Here is a 21,975-nt window from a genome sequence, read left to right on the forward strand (position 1 = left end):
GCTAGTTTGTGGGACAGCACAGCAGACATCAGGAGGTGCCGGGCCAATGGCGCTCGACCAGTCCTTCGTGGGACGGACCTACCCACCCACCGAGCCCTACGAGGTGGGCCGGGAGAAGATCCGTGAGTTCGCCGAGGCGGTGGGTGACACCAATCCCGTGTACACGGACCCGGAGGCCGCCAAGGCGCTCGGCTATTCCGATGTGATCGCCCCGCCGACTTTTGTTTTCTCGATCACCTTCCGTGCGGCCGGCCAGGTCGTCGAGGACCCGCAGCTCGGCCTGGACTACAGCCGGGTGGTGCACGGGGACCAGAAGTTCGCCTACCGGCGTCCGGTGCGTGCCGGCGACCGGCTGACCGTGACCTCGACCATCGAGGCCGTCAAGTCCCTCGCGGGCAACGACGTGATCGACATCCGCGGTGACGTCCACGACGAGGCGGGCGAGCTCGTGGTGAGCGCCCTGACCAAGCTGGTGGCCCGCGCGGCCGACGAAGAAGGCGGGGCGTGAGGATCCGATGACGTCGAAGATCGCGTACGAGGACGTCGAGGTCGGCACCGAACTGCCGGCGCAGACCTTCCCCGTGACCCGCGCCACGCTGGTGCGGTACGCGGGCGCCTCCGGGGACTTCAACCCGATCCACTGGAACGAGAAGTTCGCCAAGGAGGTCGGACTGCCGGACGTCATCGCCCACGGCATGTTCACCATGGCCGAGGCGATCCGTGTGGTCACCGACTGGACCGGCGACCCGGGCGCGGTCGTCGACTACGGCGTCCGCTTCACCAAGCCCGTCGTCGTCCCGAACGACGACCAGGGCGCCCTGATCGAGGTCAGTGGCAAGGTCGCGGCCAAGCTCGACGACAACACCGTGCGCGTCGACCTGACGGCGATGAGCGCCGGGCAGAAGGTGCTGGGCATGTCACGGGCGGTCGTTCGGCTGGGCTGAGTCCCGGTCACGATCGGGTAAGGGGCGCTCCGCAGTGCGGGCGCCCCTTACGCGTCGTGGGAGGACACGTCGTGGAAGCACTCCGCGGGCGGGGCTTGACTTAGTTAGTAATTGAGCACTAACTTCGTCTCATGGTCAGGATGAGTGCTGAGGAGAGGCGCGAGAGCGTCATCCGCGCGGCGATCGCCGAGTTCGCGCAGAGGGGCTACTACGGCACCTCCACCGAGGCGATCGCCAAGCGGGTCGGTGTCTCGCAGCCGTATCTCTTCCGGCTCTTCCCGGGCAAGAAGGCGATCTTCGCCGCGGCTTCGCAGCGCTGCATCGACGACATGCGGCAGGCCTTCGAGGAGGCGGCCGAGGGGCTCAAGGGCGAGGAGGCCCTGCGCGCCATGGGTGAGGCGTACGTGCGGCTGATCCAGGAGCGGCCGGAGCGGCTCCAGATGCAGATGCAGACGTACATCACCGTCGCGGCCGCGGAGGCGGAGGGCGAGCACGAGTTCGGCGAGCTGGTGCGGGCGGGCTGGACGCGGCTCTGGGACGCCGTCCATCTGTTCTCGGGGGTCGATGTCGAGGCCACCACGGCGTTCCTGGCCAAGGGGATGCTCATCAACACCTACGCGGCCATGGGGTTTCCGCCCGAACACCGGGTCTGGCAGGGGATGTTCCCGGACGCCAGGGCCACGGGGCGGCTGGAGAAGTGCGGCGACGAATGAGGGGGCGCTTCGCCGTCCCCGGCCCGGGGCTTTTCCTGCGCCAGAAAATTAGTGATCAATAACTAATCAGTGCAGACCACGCTTCTGGGGGAGCGATGTCAGAAGAAACCGCACGTCGTGGGGGCGCCGGATGGGCGCTCGTCATCACCAGCGTCGCCGGGTTCATGGCGGCCCTCGACAACCTCGTCGTCACCACCGCCCTGCCCTCCATCCGCAAGGACCTCGGCGGAGCCCTTGACGACCTCGAATGGACCGTGAGCGCCTACACGCTCACCTTCGCCGTCCTGCTGATGTTCGGCGCCGCCCTGGGTGACCGTTTCGGCCGGCGCCGGCTCTTCCTCGCCGGGCTCACCGTCTTCACCGGCGCCTCCGCCGCCGCGGCCATGGCGCCCGGCATCGACTCCCTGATCGCCGCCCGCGCGGTGCAGGGCGTCGGCGCGGCCATCATGATGCCGCTCACCCTCACCCTGCTGACGGCCGCCGTGCCCGAGGCCAGGCGCGGGATGGCGTACGGCATCTGGGGCGCCGTCAACGGGCTCGCGGTCGCCTCCGGGCCGCTCATCGGCGGCAGCCTCACCGAACACGTGTCCTGGCATTGGATCTTCTGGCTGAACGTACCGCTCGGCCTCGCCCTGCTGCCGCTCGCCCGCCTCCGCCTCGCCGAGTCCCACGGCACCGGCGCCCCGCTCGACGTCCCCGGCACCCTGCTCGCCAGCGGCGGCCTCTTCGGGATCGTCTACGGCCTGGTGCGCGGCCCCGCCGACGGCTGGACCAGCCCGCTCGTGCTCACCGGGCTGTTCGCGGGAGCCGCCCTGCTCGTCGGCTTCGTCATCCACGGCAGCCGCGCCAAGAACCCCATGCTGCCGATGCGGCTCTTCCGCTCCCGCGCGTTCTCCGGGATCAACGCGGCCAGCCTGCTGATGTTCCTCGGGATGTTCGGGTCGATCTTTCTGCTCAGCCAGTACATGCAGGGCGTGCTCGGCTACTCGCCCACCGAGGCGGGCCTCAGGATGCTGCCCTGGACCGGCATGCCGATGATCGTCGCGCCGATCGCCGGGATCCTCTCCGACCGCATAGGCGGCCGCCCGGTCGTCGCGGCCGGGCTGTTCCTGCAGGCCGCCGGGCTCGGCTACCTGGCCTCCGTCGTCACCGCCGACGCCTCCTACGGCGCCCAGCTGCCCGGCCTGATCGTCAGCGGCATCGGCATGGCCCTGTACTTCGCCCCGGCCGCCAACCTGGTGATGTCGGCCGTACGTCCGCAGGAACAGGGCATCGCCTCCGGCGCCAACAACGCGCTGCGCGAGGTCGGCGGCGCGCTCGGTGTCGCGGTCATGTCGTCGATCTTCTCCGCCCAGGGCGGCTACGAGAGCGCCCAGAGCTTCGTGGACGGGCTGAAGCCCGCCCTGGTCACCGGTGCGGCCGTGGTGGCCCTCGCCGGGTTCGCCGCCCTGGCCATCCCCGGCCGGCGGCGCGCCGCGCGGCTCGTGACCGAGGGGGAGCCGGCCCCGGCGCTGGAGACCGTGGGCGGCTGACGACAGCTGACGGCAACGCACGCGTGGGGCCCCGTTCCGGTGTGGACGGGGCCCCACGCGTGCGTGCCGCACGTGGCGGCCGGGCCGGTGGCGTCTCGTAGTCTTGGGCGCGTGCAGGAACTCCACGACGCCCCCCTCGCCCCCCTCACCACCTTCCGGCTCGGCGGTCCCGCCACCCGGCTGGTCACCGCGACCACCGACGCCGAGGTGATCGCTGCCGTCCGCGCGGCCGACGGCAGCGGGACGCCGCTGCTGGTCATCGGCGGCGGATCGAACCTGGTCATCGGCGACAAGGGCTTCGACGGCACCGCCCTGCGGATCGCCACCACCGGTTTCGAACTGCGCGGCACGACGCTGGAGCTGGCGGCCGGCGAGGTGTGGACCGACGCGGTCGCCCGCACCGTCGAGGCGGGCCTCGCGGGCATCGAGTGCCTCGCCGGGATCCCGGGGTCCGCGGGGGCCACGCCCATCCAGAACGTGGGGGCGTACGGGCAGGAGGTCTCCGCCACCGTCACCGAGGTCGTCGCGTACGACCGGCGGACCGGCGAGACGGTGACGCTGGCCAACGAGGAGTGCGCGTTCTCGTACCGGCACAGCCGGTTCAAGGCCGACCCCGAGCGGTACGTCGTCCTGCGCGTCCGGTTCGGGCTCGAGGACGCGGGCGGTCTTTCGGCGCCGGTGCGGTACGCGGAGGCCGCGCGGGCGCTCGGGGTGGAGCCGGGTGACCGGGTGCCGCTCGCCGACGCCCGCGAGACCGTGCTCAAGCTGCGTGCCGGGAAGGGGATGGTGCTGGATCCCGAGGACCACGACACCTGGTCGGCGGGGTCCTTCTTCACCAACCCGATCCTCACCGAGGAGCAGTTCGCCGCCTTCCACGCGCGCGTGCGGGAACGGTTGGGCGACGCCACCGAGCCGCCCGCCTACCCCGCCGGGGACGGACGTACCAAGACCTCGGCAGCCTGGCTGATCGACAAGGCCGGGTTCACCAAGGGGTACGGCAGCGGCGCGGCCCGGATCTCCACGAAGCACACACTGGCGCTGACCAACCGCGGCGGGGCCACGACCGAGGATCTGCTGGAGCTGGCGCGTGAGGTCGTCGCCGGGGTCCGGGAGGCCTTCGGCGTGACCCTGGTCAACGAGCCGGTGACCGTCGGCGTCAGCCTCTAGAGAGACAGGCGCGAGGCCGCAGGCTCGCCGGTGGCTCAGTACGCCACCCCCACCCCCTGCTTCACCGTCCCCGCGTCCTCGATCATCGCCAGCATCGCGTGGGCCACGTCCGCCCGCGCGATGAAGCGTCCCTTGCGCGGGAAGCCGCCCACCACCGTGCGGTAGGTACCGGTCAACGGCTTGTCCTGCAGACGCGGCGGGCGTACCGAGGTCCAGTCGGTGCCGCTGCGGGCCAGCTCGGCCTCCATCTCGCGCAGGTCGTCGTAGACCGGCTTGAGGACGGTGGAGACCAGACCGCGCATGGTGCGGTCCAGGAGGCCGTCGTCCGGTTCCGGACCCACCGGCGCGGCGCTGACCACCAGCAGCCGTCGTACGGCCTCCGCGTCCATGGCGGCCAGGACCGTACGGGTCAGCCGGGCGGCGACGCCGGCGTCTCTCCGGCCGCGCGGGCCCAGGCCGGACAGGACCGCGTTCCGTCCGGTCAGCGCCGGGCGGATCACCTCCGGGTCGGTGAGGTCCGCGCGGACCACCTCCAGGCCCGAGCCGGTCACGGTCAGCCGGGCGGGGGCGCGGACGACCGCTGTGACCCGGTGGCCGGACGCCAGCGCCTGACGGACGATCTCCCGGCCGATCCCGCCGGTCGCGCCGAACACAGTGAGATTCATGACTGCTCCCGTTCCAGCACAGCAATGGTGGTGGGTGAGTGTTCACTCACCCCTGCGCCCCTCTAGAGTGGGTAAGTATTCACTCACCAGTCAAGGCCCTTAGGGGAAGTCCGTCGAAGCCGCTGGAAGGGGCATGTGATCCTTGGATGCCATGGAGCAGAAACCGGCCCGCGTCCGCATCCTCGACGCCGCTCACGAGCTGATGCGCACCGTCGGCCTCGCCCGCGCCACCACCAAGGAGATCGCCAGGGCGGCCGGCTGCTCCGAGGCAGCCCTCTACAAGTACTTCCCCAGCAAGGAAGAGCTGTTCGTGCACGTCCTCACCGAGCGGCTCCCGCGGCTCCTCCCGCTGCTGGGCGAGCTCACCGTCGAACCCGGCCGGGGCAGCCTGCAGGACAACCTCACGCAGATCGCCCGTCAGGCCGCCCTCTTCTACGAGGAGAGCTTCCCGATCACCGCGTCCCTGTACGCCGAGCAGCAGCTCAAGCGGAAGCTCGACGACACGCTGCGCACCATCGGCGCGGGACCGCATGTGCCGATGGTGGCCCTGGACGGCTATCTGAGCGCCGAGAAGGCGCACGGCCGGATCCGGCCCGACGCCGACACGTCCGCGGCCGCCGCCCTGCTCCTCGGCGCCTGTGTGCAGCGCGTCTTCTCCTACGAGGCGACGGCGACCGGCGAGCGCCCGCCGGTGGACACGTTCGCCGCCCGCATCGCCCGCACCCTGCTCGGCGGGCTCTCCGGCGCCGAGGAGCCCGCCCGCCCGTGACGGGAGTCAGGACACCGGGGCGACCAGCCAGGCGTCGATGTCCGCCAGGAGCCCGGCCTTCACGTCCTCCGGAGCCGCCGACCCCCGTACCGACTGGCGGGCCAGTTCCGCCAGCTCGGCGTCCGTGAAGGCGTGGTGCACGCGCGCGATGTCGTACTGCGCGGCGAGCCGGGAGCCGAACAGCAGCGGGTCGTCGGCGCCCAGGGCCATCGGGACGCCCGCCTCGAAGAGGGTGCGCAGAGGGACGTCCTCGGGCTTCTCGTAGACACCCAGGGCCACGTTGGAGGCCGGGCACACCTCGCAGGTGATCTCCCGGTCCGCCAGGCGCTTGAGCAGCCTCGGGTCCTCCGCCGCCCGGACGCCGTGCCCGATCCGGGAGGCGTGCAGGTCGTCCAGGCAGTCCCGGACCGACGCCGGGCCGGTCAGCTCGCCGCCGTGCGGGGCCGCCAGCAGGCCGCCCTCGCGCGCGATGTGGAACGCCCGGTCGAAGTCCCGCGCCATGCCGCGCCGCTCGTCGTTCGACAGCCCGAAGCCGACCACACCCCGGTCCGCGTACCGGACGGCGAGGCGGGCCAGCGTGCGCGCGTCCAGGGGGTGCTTCATACGGTTCGCGGCCACCAGGACGCGCATGCCGAGGCCGGTCTCCCGGGAGGTCGTCTCCACCGCGTCCAGGATGATCTCCAGGGCCGGGATCAGACCGCCGAGGCGCGGGGCGTACGACGTCGGGTCCACCTGGATCTCCAGCCAGCGCGAACCGTCCTTCAGGTCCTCCTCGGCGGCCTCCCGGACCAGGCGCCGGATGTCCTCGGGCTCTCTCAGGCAGGAGCGCGCAGCGTCGTACAGGCGCTGGAAGCGGAACCAGCCCCGTTCGTCGGTGGCCCGCAGCCTCGGTGGTTCGCCGCTGGTCAGGGCGTCGGTCAGTGCCTCGGGGAGGCGTACGCCGTACTTGTCGGCCAGTTCCAGGACGGTTCCCGGCCGCATCGAACCGGTGAAGTGCAGATGCAGATGAGCTTTCGGCAGCTCAGAGACATCACGTACGTGCTCCATCCCAGGATCCTGCCGTACGCGGCTGCCGTACCGGTAGCGGATTCCCCGTTAGTGGCCTTGCTCGCACACGAGAACGCCCATCAGAACTCCCACGAGAACGCCATGAGAATGGGCCGCCTCCCCGGAGGGAGACGGCCCGTACGCGCGCGTGCAGCGCGAAGAGGCGCCAGGCGTCAGTCCTTCGCCTCGGCCAGCAGCTTCTGCATCCGGCTCACGCCCTCGACGAGGTCCTCGTCACCCAGCGCGTACGACAGGCGCAGGTAGCCGGGCGTGCCGAAGGCCTCGCCGGGGACGACCGCGACCTCGGCCTCCTCGAGGATCAGCGCGGCCAGCTCGACCGAGTCCTGCGGGCGCTTCCCGCGGATCTCCTTGCCGAGCAGGGCCTTGACCGACGGGTAGGCGTAGAACGCGCCCTCGGGCTCGGGGCAGACCACGCCGTCGATCTCGTTGAGCATCCGCACGATCGTCTGGCGGCGCCGGTCGAAGGCCTCGCGCATCTTCGCGACGGCCTCCAGGTCGCCGGTGACGGCGGCGAGGGCGGCGACCTGCGCCACGTTGGAGACGTTGGAGGTGGCGTGCGACTGGAGGTTCGTGGCCGCCTTGACGACGTCCTTGGGGCCGATGACCCAGCCGACCCGCCAGCCGGTCATGGCGTACGTCTTCGCCACGCCGTTGACGACGATGCACTTGTCGCGCAGCTCGGGCAGGATCGCCGGCAGCGAGGTGAACTTCGCGTCGCCGTAGACCAGGTGCTCGTAGATCTCGTCCGTGAGGACCCACAGACCGTGCTCGACGGCCCAGCGGCCGATCGCCTCGGTCTCGGCCTCGCTGTAGACGGCGCCGGTCGGGTTGGACGGGGAGACGAAGAGCACGACCTTCGTCTTCTCGGTGCGGGCCGCCTCCAGCTGCTCCACGGAGACGCGGTAGCCGGTGGTCTCGTCCGCGACGACCTCGACCGGGACACCGCCGGCCAGACGGATCGACTCCGGGTACGTCGTCCAGTACGGAGCGGGGACGATCACCTCGTCGCCCGGGTCGAGGATCGCGGCGAAGGCCTCGTAGATGGCCTGCTTGCCGCCGTTGGTGACCAGGACCTGGGAGGCGTCGACCTCGTAGCCGGAGTCGCGCAGCGTCTTCGCGGCGATCGCGGCCTTCAGCTCGGGCAGACCGCCGGCCGGGGTGTAGCGGTGGTACTTCGGGTTCTTGCAGGCCTCGATGGCGGCCTCGACGATGTAGTCCGGCGTCGGGAAGTCGGGCTCACCGGCGCCGAAGCCGATCACCGGGCGCCCGGCGGCCTTGAGGGCCTTGGCCTTGGCGTCCACGGCGAGGGTGGCGGACTCGGAGATCGCGCCGACTCGGGCGGAGACCCGGCGCTCGGTGGGAGGGGTTGCAGCGCTCATGGGGCCCATCGTTTCAGACCGGAAACCTGCCCGGCACGCCGGTTTCACGGACTGAACAACTACGGGCCGAACCATGAACAAGCGTGCGGATCCGCCCCCGGGCCAGGACGATCTTCTCTACGGTCGGCCCGGACTGCCGCTTTCTGTTCGACGCGGCGCCGCGGACCACGTACACTCTCCACTCGTTGGCCTTCAGCGGCCGTGCCTGAGCCGGTGCACACCGAGCACCCGGTCGGATGCGGTACGTTGGGGACACAGCAAAGGGTCGTAGCTCAATTGGTAGAGCACCGGTCTCCAAAACCGGCGGTTGGGGGTTCAAGTCCCTCCGGCCCTGCTACACACACCGCCAGGATGTGTGCGCATGTACGTACAAGCATTGCACCGCCGTGCGGCTCCAGAAACCGGGCGCGGCACGGCCATGACCCGGGACCAGGTGAGGACGAATGACGGACGCCGTGGGCTCCATCGACACGCCTGATGCCGATGAGGTGCAGGAGTCCAAGAAGAAGGGCCGCAAGGGCGGCAAGCGTGCCAAGAAGGGCCCGCTGAAGCGTCTTGCCACTTTCTACCGCCAGATCATCGCGGAGCTCCGCAAGGTCGTCTGGCCGACTCGAAACCAGCTGACGTCGTACACCACCGTGGTGATCTTCTTCGTCGCCATCATGATCGCTCTGGTGACCGTGATTGACTATGGACTCAACCACGCGGCCAAGTACGTCTTCGGCTGAGCACAGAGCGAAGGGCGCCGTGGTACCGGCGCCCGTTTTCGCATGTTCCACCCCTATGTATCCAGGAAGAAGCAGCCATCGTGTCTGACCCGAACCTGAACGACGCCGTCGAGGCCGTCGAGCCCGAAGAGGCCGTCGAAGACGAGCTGGACATCGTCGAGGGCGCGGACGAGCAGGACGAGTTCGAGGCTGCCGAGGCCGAACTGGGGGAGCCGGCCGAGGAGACCGCGGTCCACGTCGAGGGCGAGGGCGCGGCGGAGGACGAGGAAGCCGACGAGACCGATGAGGTCGAAGAGGTCCTCGAGGAAGAGCCCGCCGAGCCGGTCGACCCCGTCCAGGCGCTGCGCGAGGAGCTCCGTCTGCTCCCCGGCGAGTGGTACGTCATCCACACGTACGCCGGCTACGAGAACCGCGTGAAGACCAACCTGGAGCAGCGCGCCGTCTCGCTGAACGTCGAGGACTACATCTTCCAGGCCGAGGTGCCGCAGGAAGAGGTCGTCCAGATCAAGAACGGCGACCGCAAGACCATCAAGCAGAACAAGCTGCCCGGTTACGTGCTGGTCCGCATGGACCTGACCAACGAGTCGTGGGGTGTCGTCCGCAACACCCCCGGCGTCACGGGCTTCGTCGGCAACGCGTACGACCCGTACCCGCTGACCCTGGACGAGATCGTCAAGATGCTCGCGCCGGAGGCCGAGGAGAAGGCGGCACGCGAGGCGGCGGAGGCCGAGGGCAAGCCGGTGCCGCAGCGCAAGGTCGAGGTCCAGGTGCTGGACTTCGAGGTGGGCGACTCGGTGACGGTGACCGACGGTCCGTTCGCCACGCTGCAGGCGACGATCAACGAGATCAACCCGGACTCCAAGAAGGTCAAGGGTCTGGTGGAGATCTTCGGGCGTGAGACGCCGGTGGAGCTTTCGTTCGACCAGATTCAGAAGAACTGAGTCGGTCGTTCGTCGGCTGCGGGCCGGTGGGGGTTGTTCGCGCCCGCGCGGCGGAGCCGCATGTCAGATGCGGCCCCGCGCCCCTAAGTAAGACAGGTCAGGGTTGGCCCCACAGCGGACCCCCTGACCTGTTCGTTTTTGGCCGCGCATCCATACCCGTTATCGTTGTGCGGTATGCCTGCATCCAGGAGAGAAACCTGGCGCAGGCAGGACCCGGATGAAAGGACCCGGAGAGCTATGCCTCCCAAGAAGAAGAAGGTCACGGGGCTCATCAAGCTCCAGATCAACGCCGGTGCGGCGAACCCGGCCCCGCCGGTCGGCCCCGCGCTCGGCCAGCACGGCGTCAACATCATGGAGTTCTGCAAGGCCTACAACGCCGCGACCGAGTCGCAGCGCGGTTGGGTCATCCCGGTGGAGATCACGGTCTACGAGGACCGCTCCTTCACCTTCGTCACCAAGACCCCGCCGGCCGCGAAGATGATCCTCAAGGCCGCCGGTGTCGAGAAGGGCTCCGGCGAGCCCCACAAGACCAAGGTCGCCAAGATCACCCAGGAGCAGGTCCGGGAGATCGCCCAGACCAAGCTTCCCGACCTGAACGCCAACGACCTGGACGCCGCCGCGAAGATCATCGCCGGTACCGCACGTTCCATGGGCGTCACGGTCGAGGGCTGAACCCCACCTTCGTAGAACCACCGTGGTAGGGCCTGCTCGGCCCGTACACCACGACTCCTTCAGAACACACAGGAGCAAGTTGTGAGCAAGCGCAGCAAGGCTCTCCGCGCTGCGGACGAGAAGATCGACCGGGAGAAGCTGTACGCCCCGCTCGAGGCCGTCCGTCTCGCCAAGGAGACCTCCACGACCAAGTTCGACGGCACCGTCGAGGTCGCCTTCCGCCTGGGTGTCGACCCGCGCAAGGCCGACCAGATGGTCCGTGGCACCGTGAACCTCCCGCACGGCACCGGTAAGACCGCCCGGGTCCTGGTCTTCGCGACCGGTGACCGTGCCGAGGCCGCACGCGCCGCGGGCGCCGACATCGTCGGCGCCGACGAACTGATCGACGAGGTGTCGAAGGGCCGTCTGGACTTCGACGCCGTCGTCGCCACCCCGGACCTCATGGGCAAGGTCGGCCGCCTCGGCCGTGTCCTCGGCCCGCGTGGTCTGATGCCGAACCCGAAGACCGGCACCGTGACCCCGGACACCGCCAAGGCTGTGACCGAGATCAAGGGCGGCAAGATCGAGTTCCGCGTCGACAAGCACTCGAACCTGCACTTCATCATCGGCAAGACGTCCTTCGACGACGACAAGCTGGTGGAGAACTACGGCGCGGCGCTGGAGGAGATCCTCCGTCTGAAGCCGTCCGCCGCCAAGGGCCGCTACATCAAGAAGGCCGCGGTCAGCACCACCATGGGCCCCGGCATCCCGGTCGACCCGAACCGCACCCGCAACCTCCTCACCGAGGAGGACCCGGCCGCCGTCTGAGCCCCGCGCTCGGTCCGGTAGCCGCGTCAGGGACGCGACACCACCAGGACGGGCCCCGCAACCCTTTCGGTTGCGGGGCCCGTCCTGCTGTTTGTGCGACTCCCGGCGCGTCGTCGGTGCCCTGGGTTAGCGTCGGGGGACAGGAGCTTCATGGGGGTGGGCGGGATGAAGAGCCGGCGGGTGCGCCGTACGGCCGTCTCGATCGCGATGGCGGCCGCGCTGACCGGAGTGGCCGCCTGCAGCTCCGCGGGGGGCTCCGGGGGCTCCGGTCAGGAGGACCGGGCCGCCGCCCGCGCCGCGACCGGGGTCGGCCCCGTCGCGGCGCTGCGCTCCGCGGAGAAGACCACCGAGAACGCCGACTCCGCCCGGGTCCGCTCCACCACCACCATGGGCTCCCTGCTGTCCATGACGACGGACGGCAGCCTCGCCTGGGACGACGTCATCTCCGGCACCGTCACCATCACCTACACCGGCGGCAGCACGGCCGAGCTGATGCGAAGGCTCGGTACGACGTCGATGGAGGCCCGCTATCTGCCCGACGCCTACTACGCGAAGATGAGTGACACGTTCGCCGCGCAGACGGGCGGCAAGCACTGGATCCGGTACGGGTACGGCGACCTGGCCTCCGTCGCGGGCAGCTCGGGGGCCCTGCTCAAGGACCAGATGCAGAACACCACGCCCAACAAGTCGGTGCAGATGCTGCTGGCCTCGGGCGACGTGCAGAAGGTCGGAGAGGAGAAGGTCGACGGCCAGGCCACCACCCACTACGCGGGCACGGTGGACGTGACCGGCCTGGCCGGCCTGGCCGGTCGGAGCAGCGGCCTCACGGCGAGCCGGCTGGCCGCCCTGAAGAAGCAGCTCACCCAGGCCGGCGTCAGCACCGAGACCGTCGACATCTGGGTCAACGACCAGGACCTGCTGGTCAAGAAGACCGAGAAGGCCGCCACGGCGAACGGCACGATGAGCCAGACCGCGCACTACAGCGACTATGGCGTGAAGGTCAGCGCCCAGAAGCCCCCGGCCGGCGACACCGAGGACTTCAAGACGCTCCTCACGAACCAGGGCGCGACCGGGCTGACCTCCTGAGCAGCCGACCTCCTGAGCTGCTGACCTCCTGAGCAGTCAGCCTCCTGAGCAGTCAGCCTCCTGAGCCGCCGGCCGACCCCGGAACCGCCGGGCTGCTCCTGTGGGCTGCCACCGGCCGGGGACCGATTTGCTCGACAGTGCACCGGTCCCGTACTCTCCTACAGAAGCCAAAGACCGCTGGTCGTTGCCGTGTGCTCGCGAGAGTGTGCGGTGGCCGAAGGATCCGCTGAACCGCGGACGACCCGCGCAGGTGACTGTGGAAGTGCTCCCGGAGACGCATGCATCGCGTGTGTGACTTCGGTCGAGCAACGCCCCGTGCGCCTGCGCCGGGGCGTTTCGTTTTCCCCAGCCCCTTCCGAGCGGTCCTCATCACCCGGAAGGAGGCCGACGCTCTATGGCAAGGCCCGACAAGGCTGCCGCGGTAGCCGAGCTGACGGAGCAGTTCCGCAGCTCGAACGCCGCCGTGCTGACCGAGTACCGGGGTCTCACCGTGGCGCAGCTCAAGACGCTGCGCCGGTCGCTCGGTGAGAACGCCCAGTACGCCGTGGTGAAGAACACGCTGACCAAGATTGCGGCCAACGAGGCCGGGATCACGACGCTCGACGACCTGTTCAACGGTCCGACGGCGGTCGCCTTCGTCACCGGTGACCCGGTGGAGTCGGCGAAGGGTCTTCGTGACTTCGCCAAGGACAACCCGAACCTCGTCATCAAGGGCGGTGTCCTTGACGGCAAGGCGCTGTCCGCCGACGAGATCAAGAAGCTTGCGGACCTCGAGTCCCGCGAGGTTCTGCTCGCCAAGCTGGCGGGCGCCCTGAAGGGCAAGCAGACGCAGGCTGCTCAGGTCTTCCAGGCGCTCCCGTCGAAGCTCGTCCGCACCGTGGACGCGCTTCGCGCCAAGCAGGACGAGCAGGGCGGTGCCGAGTAACTCGGCTCGCGAAATGACCGCCGCCTGAGGCAGCCCGCCGAAGGCAACGGTCGTAGCGGGCCGAACGTACGCCCGCCAGACATGTACATACGGCACCAGCCGAATTAGTGGAAGGAAAGCCATCGTGGCTCTCACCCAGGACGAACTGCTCGCCGAGTTCGAGGGCATGACCCTCATCCAGCTCTCCGAGTTCGTGAAGGCGTTCGAGGAGAAGTTCGACGTCACCGCCGCCGCCGCGGTCGCCGTCGCGGGCCCGGCCGGCCCGGCCGCCCCCGCCGAGGCCGTCGAGGAGAAGGACGAGTTCGACGTCATCCTCACCGGCGCCGGCGACAAGAAGATCCAGGTCATCAAGGTCGTGCGTGAGCTGACCTCGCTCGGCCTGAAGGAGGCCAAGGACCTGGTGGACGGCGCCCCGAAGCCCGTCCTCGAGAAGGTCGCCAAGGACGCCGCCGAGAAGGCCGCCGAGTCCCTCAAGGGCGCCGGCGCCTCCGTCGAGGTCAAGTAACACCTCCGAGGTCGACCAAGACCTCTGTGCGCTGAAACACCCCCTCGGGGGCTGTAACGCGCAGACCGCGAAGAGCGATCATCCATCCGGGTGGTCGCTCTTCGGCGTTCCTGGAAGGCCGACCACGGTTACCTTGCACCCGCCCCGGCGGGAGGTATGGTGATCTTCGTCGTGTCACCGGGCGCACCGGGTTTGCGCAGGGGGGCCTTGACGAACCGCACGCAGCGCGCAATTCTCAGGACGCGTCGCCAGAACGGTCCGAATCCGAGGCATGGATCGGCGACGAAGAGGGCAGTATCAACGTGCGTTGAGGGCAGGCATGACGCAGGCGTTGACGATGAAGAGGGTCTCAGAAAATGGGGACTGGACATCAGTGTGCCAAGTGGCTACACTGACCCTTTGCGCTGCCTGTTAGCCTTCCCCTGCCCGTCACCAGGGGTCTGCCCTCACCCGAATGCCGACGACCGAACCTCCTCTGAACTGGGGTTTCTGTCTCTGTGTCCGGGAAGGGACCGGGGAGCGCGTAGTGAGTCCGAGCCCTCGGAAGGACCCCCTCTTGGCCGCCTCGCGCACTGCCTCGAACGCGAATATGAACAACGGCGCCAGCACCGCCCCGCTGCGCATCTCCTTTGCAAAGATCAAGGAGCCTCTTGAGGTTCCCAACCTGCTCGCGCTGCAGACCGAGAGCTTCGACTGGCTGCTCGGCAACACCGCCTGGCAGAGTCGGGTCGAGGAGGCTCTGGAGTCCGGTCAGGACGTCCCCACCAAGTCCGGTCTGGAGGAGATCTTCGAGGAGATCTCCCCGATCGAGGACTTCTCCGGGTCGATGTCGCTGACGTTCCGCGACCACCGCTTCGAGCCGCCGAAGAACAGCATCGACGAGTGCAAGGAGCGCGACTTCACGTACGCCGCCCCGCTCTTCGTCACGGCCGAGTTCACCAACAACGAGACCGGTGAGATCAAGTCCCAGACGGTCTTCATGGGCGACTTCCCGCTCATGACGAACAAGGGCACCTTCGTCATCAACGGCACCGAGCGTGTCGTGGTGTCGCAGCTGGTCCGTTCGCCCGGTGTCTACTTCGACTCGTCGATCGACAAGACGTCCGACAAGGACATCTTCTCCGCCAAGATCATCCCTTCCCGGGGTGCCTGGCTGGAGATGGAGATCGACAAGCGCGACATGGTCGGTGTCCGTATCGACCGCAAGCGCAAGCAGTCCGTGACCGTCCTCCTGAAGGCGCTCGGCTGGACCACCGAGCAGATCCTCGAGGAGTTCGGCGAGTACGAGTCGATGCGCGCCACCCTGGAGAAGGACCACACCCAGGGCCAGGACGACGCGCTGCTCGACATCTACCGCAAGCTGCGTCCGGGCGAGCCCCCCACGCGCGAGGCCGCGCAGACGCTGCTCGAGAACCTGTACTTCAACCCGAAGCGTTACGACCTGGCCAAGGTCGGCCGCTACAAGGTCAACAAGAAGCTGGGCGCGGACGCCCCGCTGGACGCCGGTGTGCTGACCGTCGAGGACGTCATCTCGACGATCAAGTACCTGGTCAAGCTGCACGCGGGCGAGACCGAGACGGTCGGCGACAGCGGTGGCACGATCGTCGTCGAGACCGACGACATCGACCACTTCGGCAACCGTCGTCTGCGCAGCGTCGGCGAGCTCATCCAGAACCAGGTCCGTACCGGTCTGGCCCGTATGGAGCGCGTCGTCCGCGAGCGCATGACCACCCAGGACGTCGAGGCGATCACGCCGCAGACCCTGATCAACATCCGGCCGGTCGTCGCCTCCATCAAGGAGTTCTTCGGCACCAGCCAGCTGTCCCAGTTCATGGACCAGAACAACCCGCTGTCGGGTCTCACCCACAAGCGCCGTCTGTCGGCTCTTGGCCCGGGTGGTCTCTCCCGTGAGCGGGCCGGCTTCGAGGTCCGTGACGTGCACCCGTCGCACTACGGCCGCATGTGCCCGATCGAGACCCCCGAAGGCCCGAACATCGGCCTGATCGGCTCGCTCGCCTCCTACGGCCGGGTCAACGCGTTCGGTTTCGTCGAGACGCCGTATCGCAAGGTCGTCGACGGCCAGGTCACCGACGAGGTGGACTACCTGACCGCCGACGAGGAGGACCGCTTCGTCATCGCGCAGGCCAACGCCGGCCTCAACGACGACATGCGTTTCTCCGAGGCCCGCGTGCTGGTCCGCCGCCGTGGCGGCGAGGTCGACTACGTCGCCGGTGACGACGTGGACTACATGGACGTCTCGCCGCGCCAGATGGTGTCGGTCGCGACCGCCATGATCCCGTTCCTCGAGCACGACGACGCCAACCGTGCCCTCATGGGCGCGAACATGATGCGCCAGGCCGTGCCGCTGATCAAGAGCGAGTCCCCGCTCGTCGGCACCGGCATGGAGTACCGCTCCGCGGTCGACGCCGGCGACGTGGTCAAGGCCGAGAAGGCCGGTGTGGTCCAGGAGGTCTCCGCGGACTACATCACCACCGCCAACGACGACGGCACGTACATCACCTACCGCCTGGCCAAGTTCGCCCGGTCCAACCAGGGCACCTCGGTCAACCAGAAGGTCATCGTGCTGGAGGGCGACCGGGTCGTCGAGGGCCAGGTCCTCGCCGACGGTCCCGCCACCCAGAACGGCGAGATGGCGCTCGGCAAGAACCTGCTCGTGGCGTTCATGCCGTGGGAGGGTCACAACTACGAGGACGCGATCATCCTGTCGCAGCGCCTCGTGCAGGACGACGTCCTCTCCTCGATCCACATCGAGGAGCACGAGGTCGACGCCCGTGACACCAAGCTCGGCCCCGAGGAGATCACCCGGGACATCCCGAACGTCTCCGAGGAGGTCCTCGCCGACCTCGACGAGCGCGGCATCATCCGCATCGGCGCCGAGGTCATCGCCGGTGACATCCTCGTCGGCAAGGTCACCCCGAAGGGTGAGACCGAGCTGACGCCGGAGGAGCGCCTGCTGCGCGCGATCTTCGGTGAGAAGGCCCGTGAGGTCCGTGACACCTCGCTGAAGGTGCCGCACGGCGAGACCGGCAAGGTCATCGGCGTGCGCGTCTTCGACCGCGAGGAGGGCGACGAGCTGCCGCCGGGCGTGAACCAGCTGGTCCGCGTCTACGTCGCGCAGAAGCGCAAGATCACCGACGGTGACAAGCTCGCCGGCCGCCACGGCAACAAGGGTGTCATCTCCAAGATCCTGCCGATCGAGGACATGCCGTTCCTGGAGGACGGCACCCCGGTCGACATCATCCTGAACCCCCTGGGTGTGCCGTCCCGAATGAACCCGGGACAGGTCCTGGAGATCCACCTCGGCTGGCTCGCCAGCCGCGGCTGGGACGTCTCCGGCCTCGCCGACGACTGGGCCCAGCGGCTCCAGGCCATCGGCGCCGACCAGGTCGCCCCGCGCACCAACGTCGCGACCCCGGTCTTCGACGGTGCCCGCGAGGACGAGCTGGCGGGTCTGCTGCAGCACACCATCCCGAACCGCGACGGCGACCGCCTGGTGCAGCCGACCGGCAAGGCGCGGCTGTTCGACGGCCGCTCGGGTGAGCCGTTCCCGGACCCGATCTCCATCGGCTACATGTACATCCTGAAGCTGCACCACCTGGTCGACGACAAGCTGCACGCCCGGTCGACCGGCCCGTACTCGATGATCACCCAGCAGCCGCTGGGTGGTAAGGCCCAGTTCGGTGGCCAGCGGTTCGGCGAGATGGAGGTGTGGGCGCTGGAGGCTTACGGCGCCGCGTACGCCCTCCAGGAGCTGCTGACCATCAAGTCCGACGACGTCACCGGCCGCGTGAAGGTCTACGAGGCCATCGTCAAGGGCGAGAACATCCCCGAGCCCGGCATCCCCGAGTCCTTCAAGGTCCTCATCAAGGAGATGCAGTCGCTCTGCCTGAACGTGGAGGTGCTGTCCAGCGACGGTATGTCCATCGAGATGCGTGACACCGACGAGGACGTCTTCCGCGCTGCGGAGGAGCTCGGCATTGACCTGTCCCGGCGCGAGCCGAGCAGCGTCGAAGAGGTCTGACGGGAGTCCGGCGGGCCCTGAGGAATCAGGGCCCCGCCGACCCCCAGGCCCCCGTTTCAGACCACAGACTTACAACCCTGAGAGGGATTGACGCATAGTGCTCGACGTCAACTTCTTCGATGAGCTCCGGATCGGCCTGGCCACGGCTGACGACATCCGTCAGTGGAGCCACGGCGAGGTCAAGAAGCCCGAGACGATCAACTACCGCACCCTCAAGCCGGAAAAGGACGGGCTCTTCTGCGAGAAGATCTTCGGCCCCACCCGGGACTGGGAGTGCTACTGCGGCAAGTACAAGCGTGTCCGCTTCAAGGGCATCATCTGTGAGCGCTGCGGCGTCGAGGTGACCCGCGCCAAGGTGCGCCGTGAGCGGATGGGCCACATCGAGCTGGCCGCGCCCGTCACGCACATCTGGTACTTCAAGGGTGTCCCGTCGCGCCTCGGCTACCTGCTGGACCTGGCGCCCAAGGACCTCGAGAAGGTCATCTACTTCGCGGCGTACATGATCACGTTCGTCGACGAGGAGCGCCGTACCCGCGACCTGCCCTCCCTGGAGGCGCACGTCTCCGTGGAGCGCCAGCAGGTCGAGAACCGCCGGGACGCCGACCTGGAGGCCCGTGCCAAGAAGCTGGAAAGCGACCTGGCCGAGCTGGAGGCCGAGGGCGCCAAGGCCGACGTGCGCCGCAAGGTGCGCGAGGGTGCCGAGCGTGAGATGAAGCAGCTGCGCGACCGTTCGCAGCGCGAGATCGACCGCCTCGACGAGGTCTGGACCCGGTTCAAGAACCTCAAGGTCCAGGACCTGGAGGGCGACGAGCTCCTCTACCGCGAGCTGCGTGACCGCTTCGGCACGTACTTCGACGGTTCGATGGGTGCCGCGGCGCTGCAGAAGCGCCTGGAGTCCTTCGACCTCGACGAGGAGGCCGAGAAGCTCCGCGAGATCATCCGCACCGGCAAGGGCCAGAAGAAGACCCGTGCGCTCAAGCGCCTGAAGGTCGTCTCCGCGTTCCTGCAGACCAGCAACAGCCCCAAGGGCATGGTGCTCGACTGCGTGCCGGTCATCCCGCCGGACCTCCGCCCGATGGTGCAGCTGGACGGTGGCCGCTTCGCGACCTCCGACCTGAACGACCTGTACCGCCGTGTGATCAACCGCAACAACCGCCTGAAGCGGCTTCTCGACCTCGGCGCGCCCGAGATCATCGTGAACAACGAGAAGCGCATGCTCCAGGAGGCCGTGGACGCCCTCTTCGACAACGGTCGTCGTGGTCGCCCGGTCACCGGTCCCGGCAACCGCCCGCTGAAGTCCCTGAGCGACATGCTCAAGGGCAAGCAGGGTCGTTTCCGTCAGAACCTGCTCGGCAAGCGAGTCGACTACTCGGCGCGTTCCGTCATCGTCGTCGGCCCGCAGCTGAAGCTGCACCAGTGCGGTCTGCCCAAGGCCATGGCGCTGGAGCTCTTCAAGCCGTTCGTGATGAAGCGCCTGGTCGACCTGAACCACGCGCAGAACATCAAGTCCGCCAAGCGCATGGTGGAGCGCGGCCGCACCGTCGTGTACGACGTCCTCGAAGAGGTCATCGCCGAGCACCCGGTGCTGCTGAACCGTGCGCCCACCCTGCACCGCCTCGGCATCCAGGCCTTCGAGCCGCAGCTGGTCGAGGGCAAGGCCATCCAGATCCACCCGCTCGTCTGCACCGCGTTCAACGCGGACTTCGACGGTGACCAGATGGCCGTGCACCTGCCGCTGTCCGCGGAGGCGCAGGCCGAGGCCCGCATCCTGATGCTGTCCTCGAACAACATCCTCAAGCCCGCCGACGGCCGTCCGGTGACGATGCCGACCCAGGACATGGTCCTCGGTCTGTTCTTCCTCACCACCGACTCCGAGATGCGGGACGTCAAGGGCGAGGGCCGGTCCTTCGGCTCCGCGGCCGAGGCGATCATGGCGTTCGACGCGGGCGAGCTCTCGCTCCAGTCGAAGGTCGACATCCGCTTCCCGGTGGGCACCATCCCGCCGCGCGGCTGGACCCCGCCGGCCGTCGAGGAGGGCGAGCCGGAGTACCAGACGGGCGACAGCTTCCGGCTGCGTACGACGCTGGGCCGCGCGCTCTTCAACGAGCTGCTGCCCGAGGACTACCCGTTCGTCGACTACGAGGTCGGCAAGAAGCAGCTCTCCGAGATCGTCAACGACCTCGCCGAGCGCTACCCGAAGGTCATCGTGGCGGCGACGCTCGACAACCTGAAGGCGGCCGGCTTCTACTGGGCCACCCGTTCCGGTGTCACCGTGGCCATCTCCGACGTCGTCGTTCCCGAGGCGAAGAAGGAGATCGTCAAGGGTTACGAGGCGCAGGACGAGAAGGTCCAGAAGCAGTACGAGCGCGGTCTGATCACCAAGGACGAGCGCACGCAGGAGCTCATCGCGATCTGGACCAAGGCGACCAACGAGGTCGCCGAGGCGATGAACGACAACTTCCCGAAGACCAACCCGATCTTCATGATGGTGAACTCGGGTGCACGAGGCAACATGATGCAGATGCGTCAGATCGCCGGTATGCGTGGTCTGGTGTCGAACGCGAAGAACGAGACGATCCCGCGTCCGATCAAGGCGTCGTTCCGCGAGGGTCTGTCGGTGCTGGAGTACTTCATCTCCACGCACGGTGCCCGTAAGGGTCTGGCGGACACCGCTCTGCGTACCGCCGACTCGGGTTACCTCACCCGTCGTCTGGTCGACGTCTCCCAGGACGTCATCATCCGCGAGGAGGACTGCGGCACCGAGCGCGGCCTCAAGCTGCACATCGCGGAGGTCGGCGCGGACGGCGTGCTGCGCAAGGCGGACAACGTCGAGACGTCCGTGTACGCGCGCTGCCTCGCCGAGGACATCGTGGTCGACGGTCAGGTCCTGGCCCCGGCCGGCACCGACCTCGGTGACGTGCTCATCGACGAGCTGGTGGCCCGTGGCGTCGCGGAGGTCAAGACCCGTTCGGTCCTGACCTGCGAGTCCGCCGTCGGCACCTGCGCCATGTGCTACGGCCGTTCGCTGGCCACCGGCAAGCTGGTCGACATCGGTGAGGCGGTCGGCATCATCGCCGCCCAGTCCATCGGTGAGCCCGGTACCCAGCTGACGATGCGTACCTTCCACACCGGTGGTGTGGCCGGTGACGACATCACCCAGGGTCTGCCGCGTGTCGTCGAGCTCTTCGAGGCCCGTACCCCGAAGGGTGTCGCCCCGATCTCCGAGGCCCAGGGCCGGGTGCGGATCGAGGAGACCGAGAAGACCAAGAAGATCGTCGTCACCCCGGACGACGGCAGCGACGAGATGGCCTACCCCATCTCCAAGCGCGCCCGTCTCCTGGTCAGCGAGGGCGAGCACGTCGAGGTGGGCCAGAAGCTCACCGTGGGTGCCACCAACCCGCACGACGTGCTGCGCATCCTGGGTCAGCGTGCCGTCCAGGTCCACCTGGTCGGCGAGGTCCAGAAGGTGTACAACTCGCAGGGTGTGTCGATCCACGACAAGCACATCGAGATCATCATCCGGCAGATGCTGCGCCGTGTGACGATCATCGAGTCCGGCGACGCCGAGCTGCTGCCCGGCGAGCTGGTCGAGCGCTCGAAGTTCGAGCACGAGAACCGTCGTGTGGTCCAGGAGGGCGGTCACCCGGCTTCGGGTCGTCCGCAGCTCATGGGTATCACCAAGGCCTCGCTGGCGACGGAGTCCTGGCTGTCGGCCGCCTCCTTCCAGGAGACGACCCGAGTCCTGACGGACGCGGCGATCAACGCCAAGTCCGACAGCCTCATCGGCCTCAAGGAGAACGTCATCATCGGTAAGCTCATCCCGGCCGGTACGGGTCTGTCCCGCTACCGCAACATCCGGGTCGAGCCGACCGAGGAGGCGAAGGCCGCGATGTACTCGGCCGTCGGCTACGACGACATCGACTACTCGCCGTTCGGCACCGGCTCCGGCCAGGCCGTTCCGCTGGAGGACTACGACTACGGTCCGTACAACCAGTAGTAGTTGGTTCTGAAGGGCGGTCACCCCGTTTCGTA

At 68.4% G+C, this 21,975-nt stretch carries 18 protein-coding genes and 1 tRNA gene; 16 read left to right on the forward strand and 3 right to left on the reverse strand.

Annotated features, from left to right (window positions below):
* Positions 1-46: 46 nt before the first annotated feature.
* From ACFY0P_RS01230 to ACFY0P_RS01250, 5 genes are all read left to right on the forward strand, one after another.
* Entirely contained in the window at positions 47-508 is a 462-nt protein-coding gene (locus ACFY0P_RS01230; protein WP_388905968.1) for a MaoC family dehydratase N-terminal domain-containing protein, read from the forward strand.
* A gap of 7 nt (positions 509-515) precedes the next feature.
* On the forward strand, positions 516-944 hold the full coding sequence (locus ACFY0P_RS01235) for a MaoC family dehydratase (RefSeq protein WP_388905970.1): 429 nt from the start codon (positions 516-518) through the stop codon (positions 942-944).
* A gap of 131 nt (positions 945-1,075) precedes the next feature.
* Entirely contained in the window at positions 1,076-1,657 is a 582-nt protein-coding gene (locus ACFY0P_RS01240; RefSeq protein ID WP_388905972.1) for a TetR/AcrR family transcriptional regulator, read from the forward strand.
* 95 nt (positions 1,658-1,752) lie between these two features.
* On the forward strand, positions 1,753-3,189 hold the full coding sequence (locus ACFY0P_RS01245) for a DHA2 family efflux MFS transporter permease subunit (RefSeq protein ID WP_388905975.1): 1,437 nt from the start codon (positions 1,753-1,755) through the stop codon (positions 3,187-3,189).
* Between the two features lie 111 nt (positions 3,190-3,300).
* Positions 3,301-4,356 (forward strand): UDP-N-acetylmuramate dehydrogenase, encoded by a 1,056-nt coding sequence (locus ACFY0P_RS01250; RefSeq protein ID WP_388905977.1) that lies wholly within the window; start codon positions 3,301-3,303, stop codon positions 4,354-4,356.
* A 35-nt stretch (positions 4,357-4,391) separates the two neighbouring features.
* On the opposite strand, the gene ACFY0P_RS01255 is transcribed toward ACFY0P_RS01250, so the two are convergent.
* Positions 4,392-5,021 carry an NAD(P)-dependent oxidoreductase gene (locus ACFY0P_RS01255; RefSeq protein WP_388905980.1) on the reverse strand — a complete coding sequence of 210 codons (630 nt, stop codon included), beginning with the start codon at positions 5,019-5,021 and terminating at the stop codon, positions 4,392-4,394.
* Between the two features lie 151 nt (positions 5,022-5,172).
* On the opposite strand from ACFY0P_RS01255, the gene ACFY0P_RS01260 reads away from it, so the two are divergent.
* A complete protein-coding gene (locus ACFY0P_RS01260) occupies positions 5,173-5,790 on the forward strand; it encodes a helix-turn-helix domain-containing protein (RefSeq protein ID WP_388905982.1) in 618 nt (205 codons plus the stop codon).
* Between the two features lie 6 nt (positions 5,791-5,796).
* Here ACFY0P_RS01260 and ACFY0P_RS01265 read toward each other — a convergent pair whose 3' ends face one another.
* Both ACFY0P_RS01265 and ACFY0P_RS01270 read right to left on the reverse strand, forming a co-directional pair.
* Positions 5,797-6,837: an adenosine deaminase gene (locus tag ACFY0P_RS01265; protein WP_388905984.1), complete on the reverse strand. Its 1,041-nt coding sequence runs from the start codon at positions 6,835-6,837 to the stop codon at positions 5,797-5,799.
* Between the two features lie 173 nt (positions 6,838-7,010).
* Entirely contained in the window at positions 7,011-8,237 is a 1,227-nt protein-coding gene (locus ACFY0P_RS01270) for a pyridoxal phosphate-dependent aminotransferase (protein WP_388905986.1), read from the reverse strand.
* Between the two features lie 261 nt (positions 8,238-8,498).
* On the opposite strand from ACFY0P_RS01270, the gene ACFY0P_RS01275 reads away from it, so the two are divergent.
* From ACFY0P_RS01275 to ACFY0P_RS01320, 10 genes are all read left to right on the forward strand, one after another.
* Positions 8,499-8,571, forward strand: a tRNA-Trp gene (locus ACFY0P_RS01275).
* 109 nt (positions 8,572-8,680) lie between these two features.
* Positions 8,681-8,965 carry a preprotein translocase subunit SecE gene (gene secE, locus ACFY0P_RS01280; RefSeq protein WP_093499675.1) on the forward strand — a complete coding sequence of 95 codons (285 nt, stop codon included), beginning with the start codon at positions 8,681-8,683 and terminating at the stop codon, positions 8,963-8,965.
* A gap of 80 nt (positions 8,966-9,045) precedes the next feature.
* On the forward strand, positions 9,046-9,906 hold the full coding sequence (nusG, locus tag ACFY0P_RS01285; protein WP_388905988.1) for a transcription termination/antitermination protein NusG: 861 nt from the start codon (positions 9,046-9,048) through the stop codon (positions 9,904-9,906).
* 237 nt (positions 9,907-10,143) lie between these two features.
* Positions 10,144-10,578, forward strand: coding sequence for a 50S ribosomal protein L11 (gene rplK / locus ACFY0P_RS01290; protein WP_388905990.1), 435 nt, complete (start codon positions 10,144-10,146; stop codon positions 10,576-10,578).
* An 81-nt stretch (positions 10,579-10,659) separates the two neighbouring features.
* Entirely contained in the window at positions 10,660-11,385 is a 726-nt protein-coding gene (gene rplA / locus ACFY0P_RS01295) for a 50S ribosomal protein L1 (protein WP_351487233.1), read from the forward strand.
* A 165-nt stretch (positions 11,386-11,550) separates the two neighbouring features.
* Entirely contained in the window at positions 11,551-12,471 is a 921-nt protein-coding gene (locus tag ACFY0P_RS01300) for a hypothetical protein (protein WP_388905993.1), read from the forward strand.
* A 394-nt stretch (positions 12,472-12,865) separates the two neighbouring features.
* On the forward strand, positions 12,866-13,396 hold the full coding sequence (gene rplJ, locus ACFY0P_RS01305) for a 50S ribosomal protein L10 (protein ID WP_009330729.1): 531 nt from the start codon (positions 12,866-12,868) through the stop codon (positions 13,394-13,396).
* Positions 13,397-13,517: 121 nt separating this feature from the next.
* Entirely contained in the window at positions 13,518-13,901 is a 384-nt protein-coding gene (gene rplL / locus ACFY0P_RS01310) for a 50S ribosomal protein L7/L12 (protein ID WP_351487370.1), read from the forward strand.
* Positions 13,902-14,457: 556 nt separating this feature from the next.
* Positions 14,458-17,943, forward strand: a complete 3,486-nt coding sequence (gene rpoB, locus ACFY0P_RS01315; RefSeq protein WP_351957568.1) for a DNA-directed RNA polymerase subunit beta — start codon at positions 14,458-14,460, stop codon at positions 17,941-17,943.
* 97 nt (positions 17,944-18,040) lie between these two features.
* Positions 18,041-21,940, forward strand: a complete 3,900-nt coding sequence (locus ACFY0P_RS01320) for a DNA-directed RNA polymerase subunit beta' (protein ID WP_388905996.1) — start codon at positions 18,041-18,043, stop codon at positions 21,938-21,940.
* Positions 21,941-21,975: the final 35 nt, after the last annotated feature.

This window comes from Streptomyces sp. NPDC001714 (genome assembly GCF_042892755.1).
Taxonomy (GTDB): Bacteria; Actinomycetota; Actinomycetes; order Streptomycetales; family Streptomycetaceae; genus Streptomyces.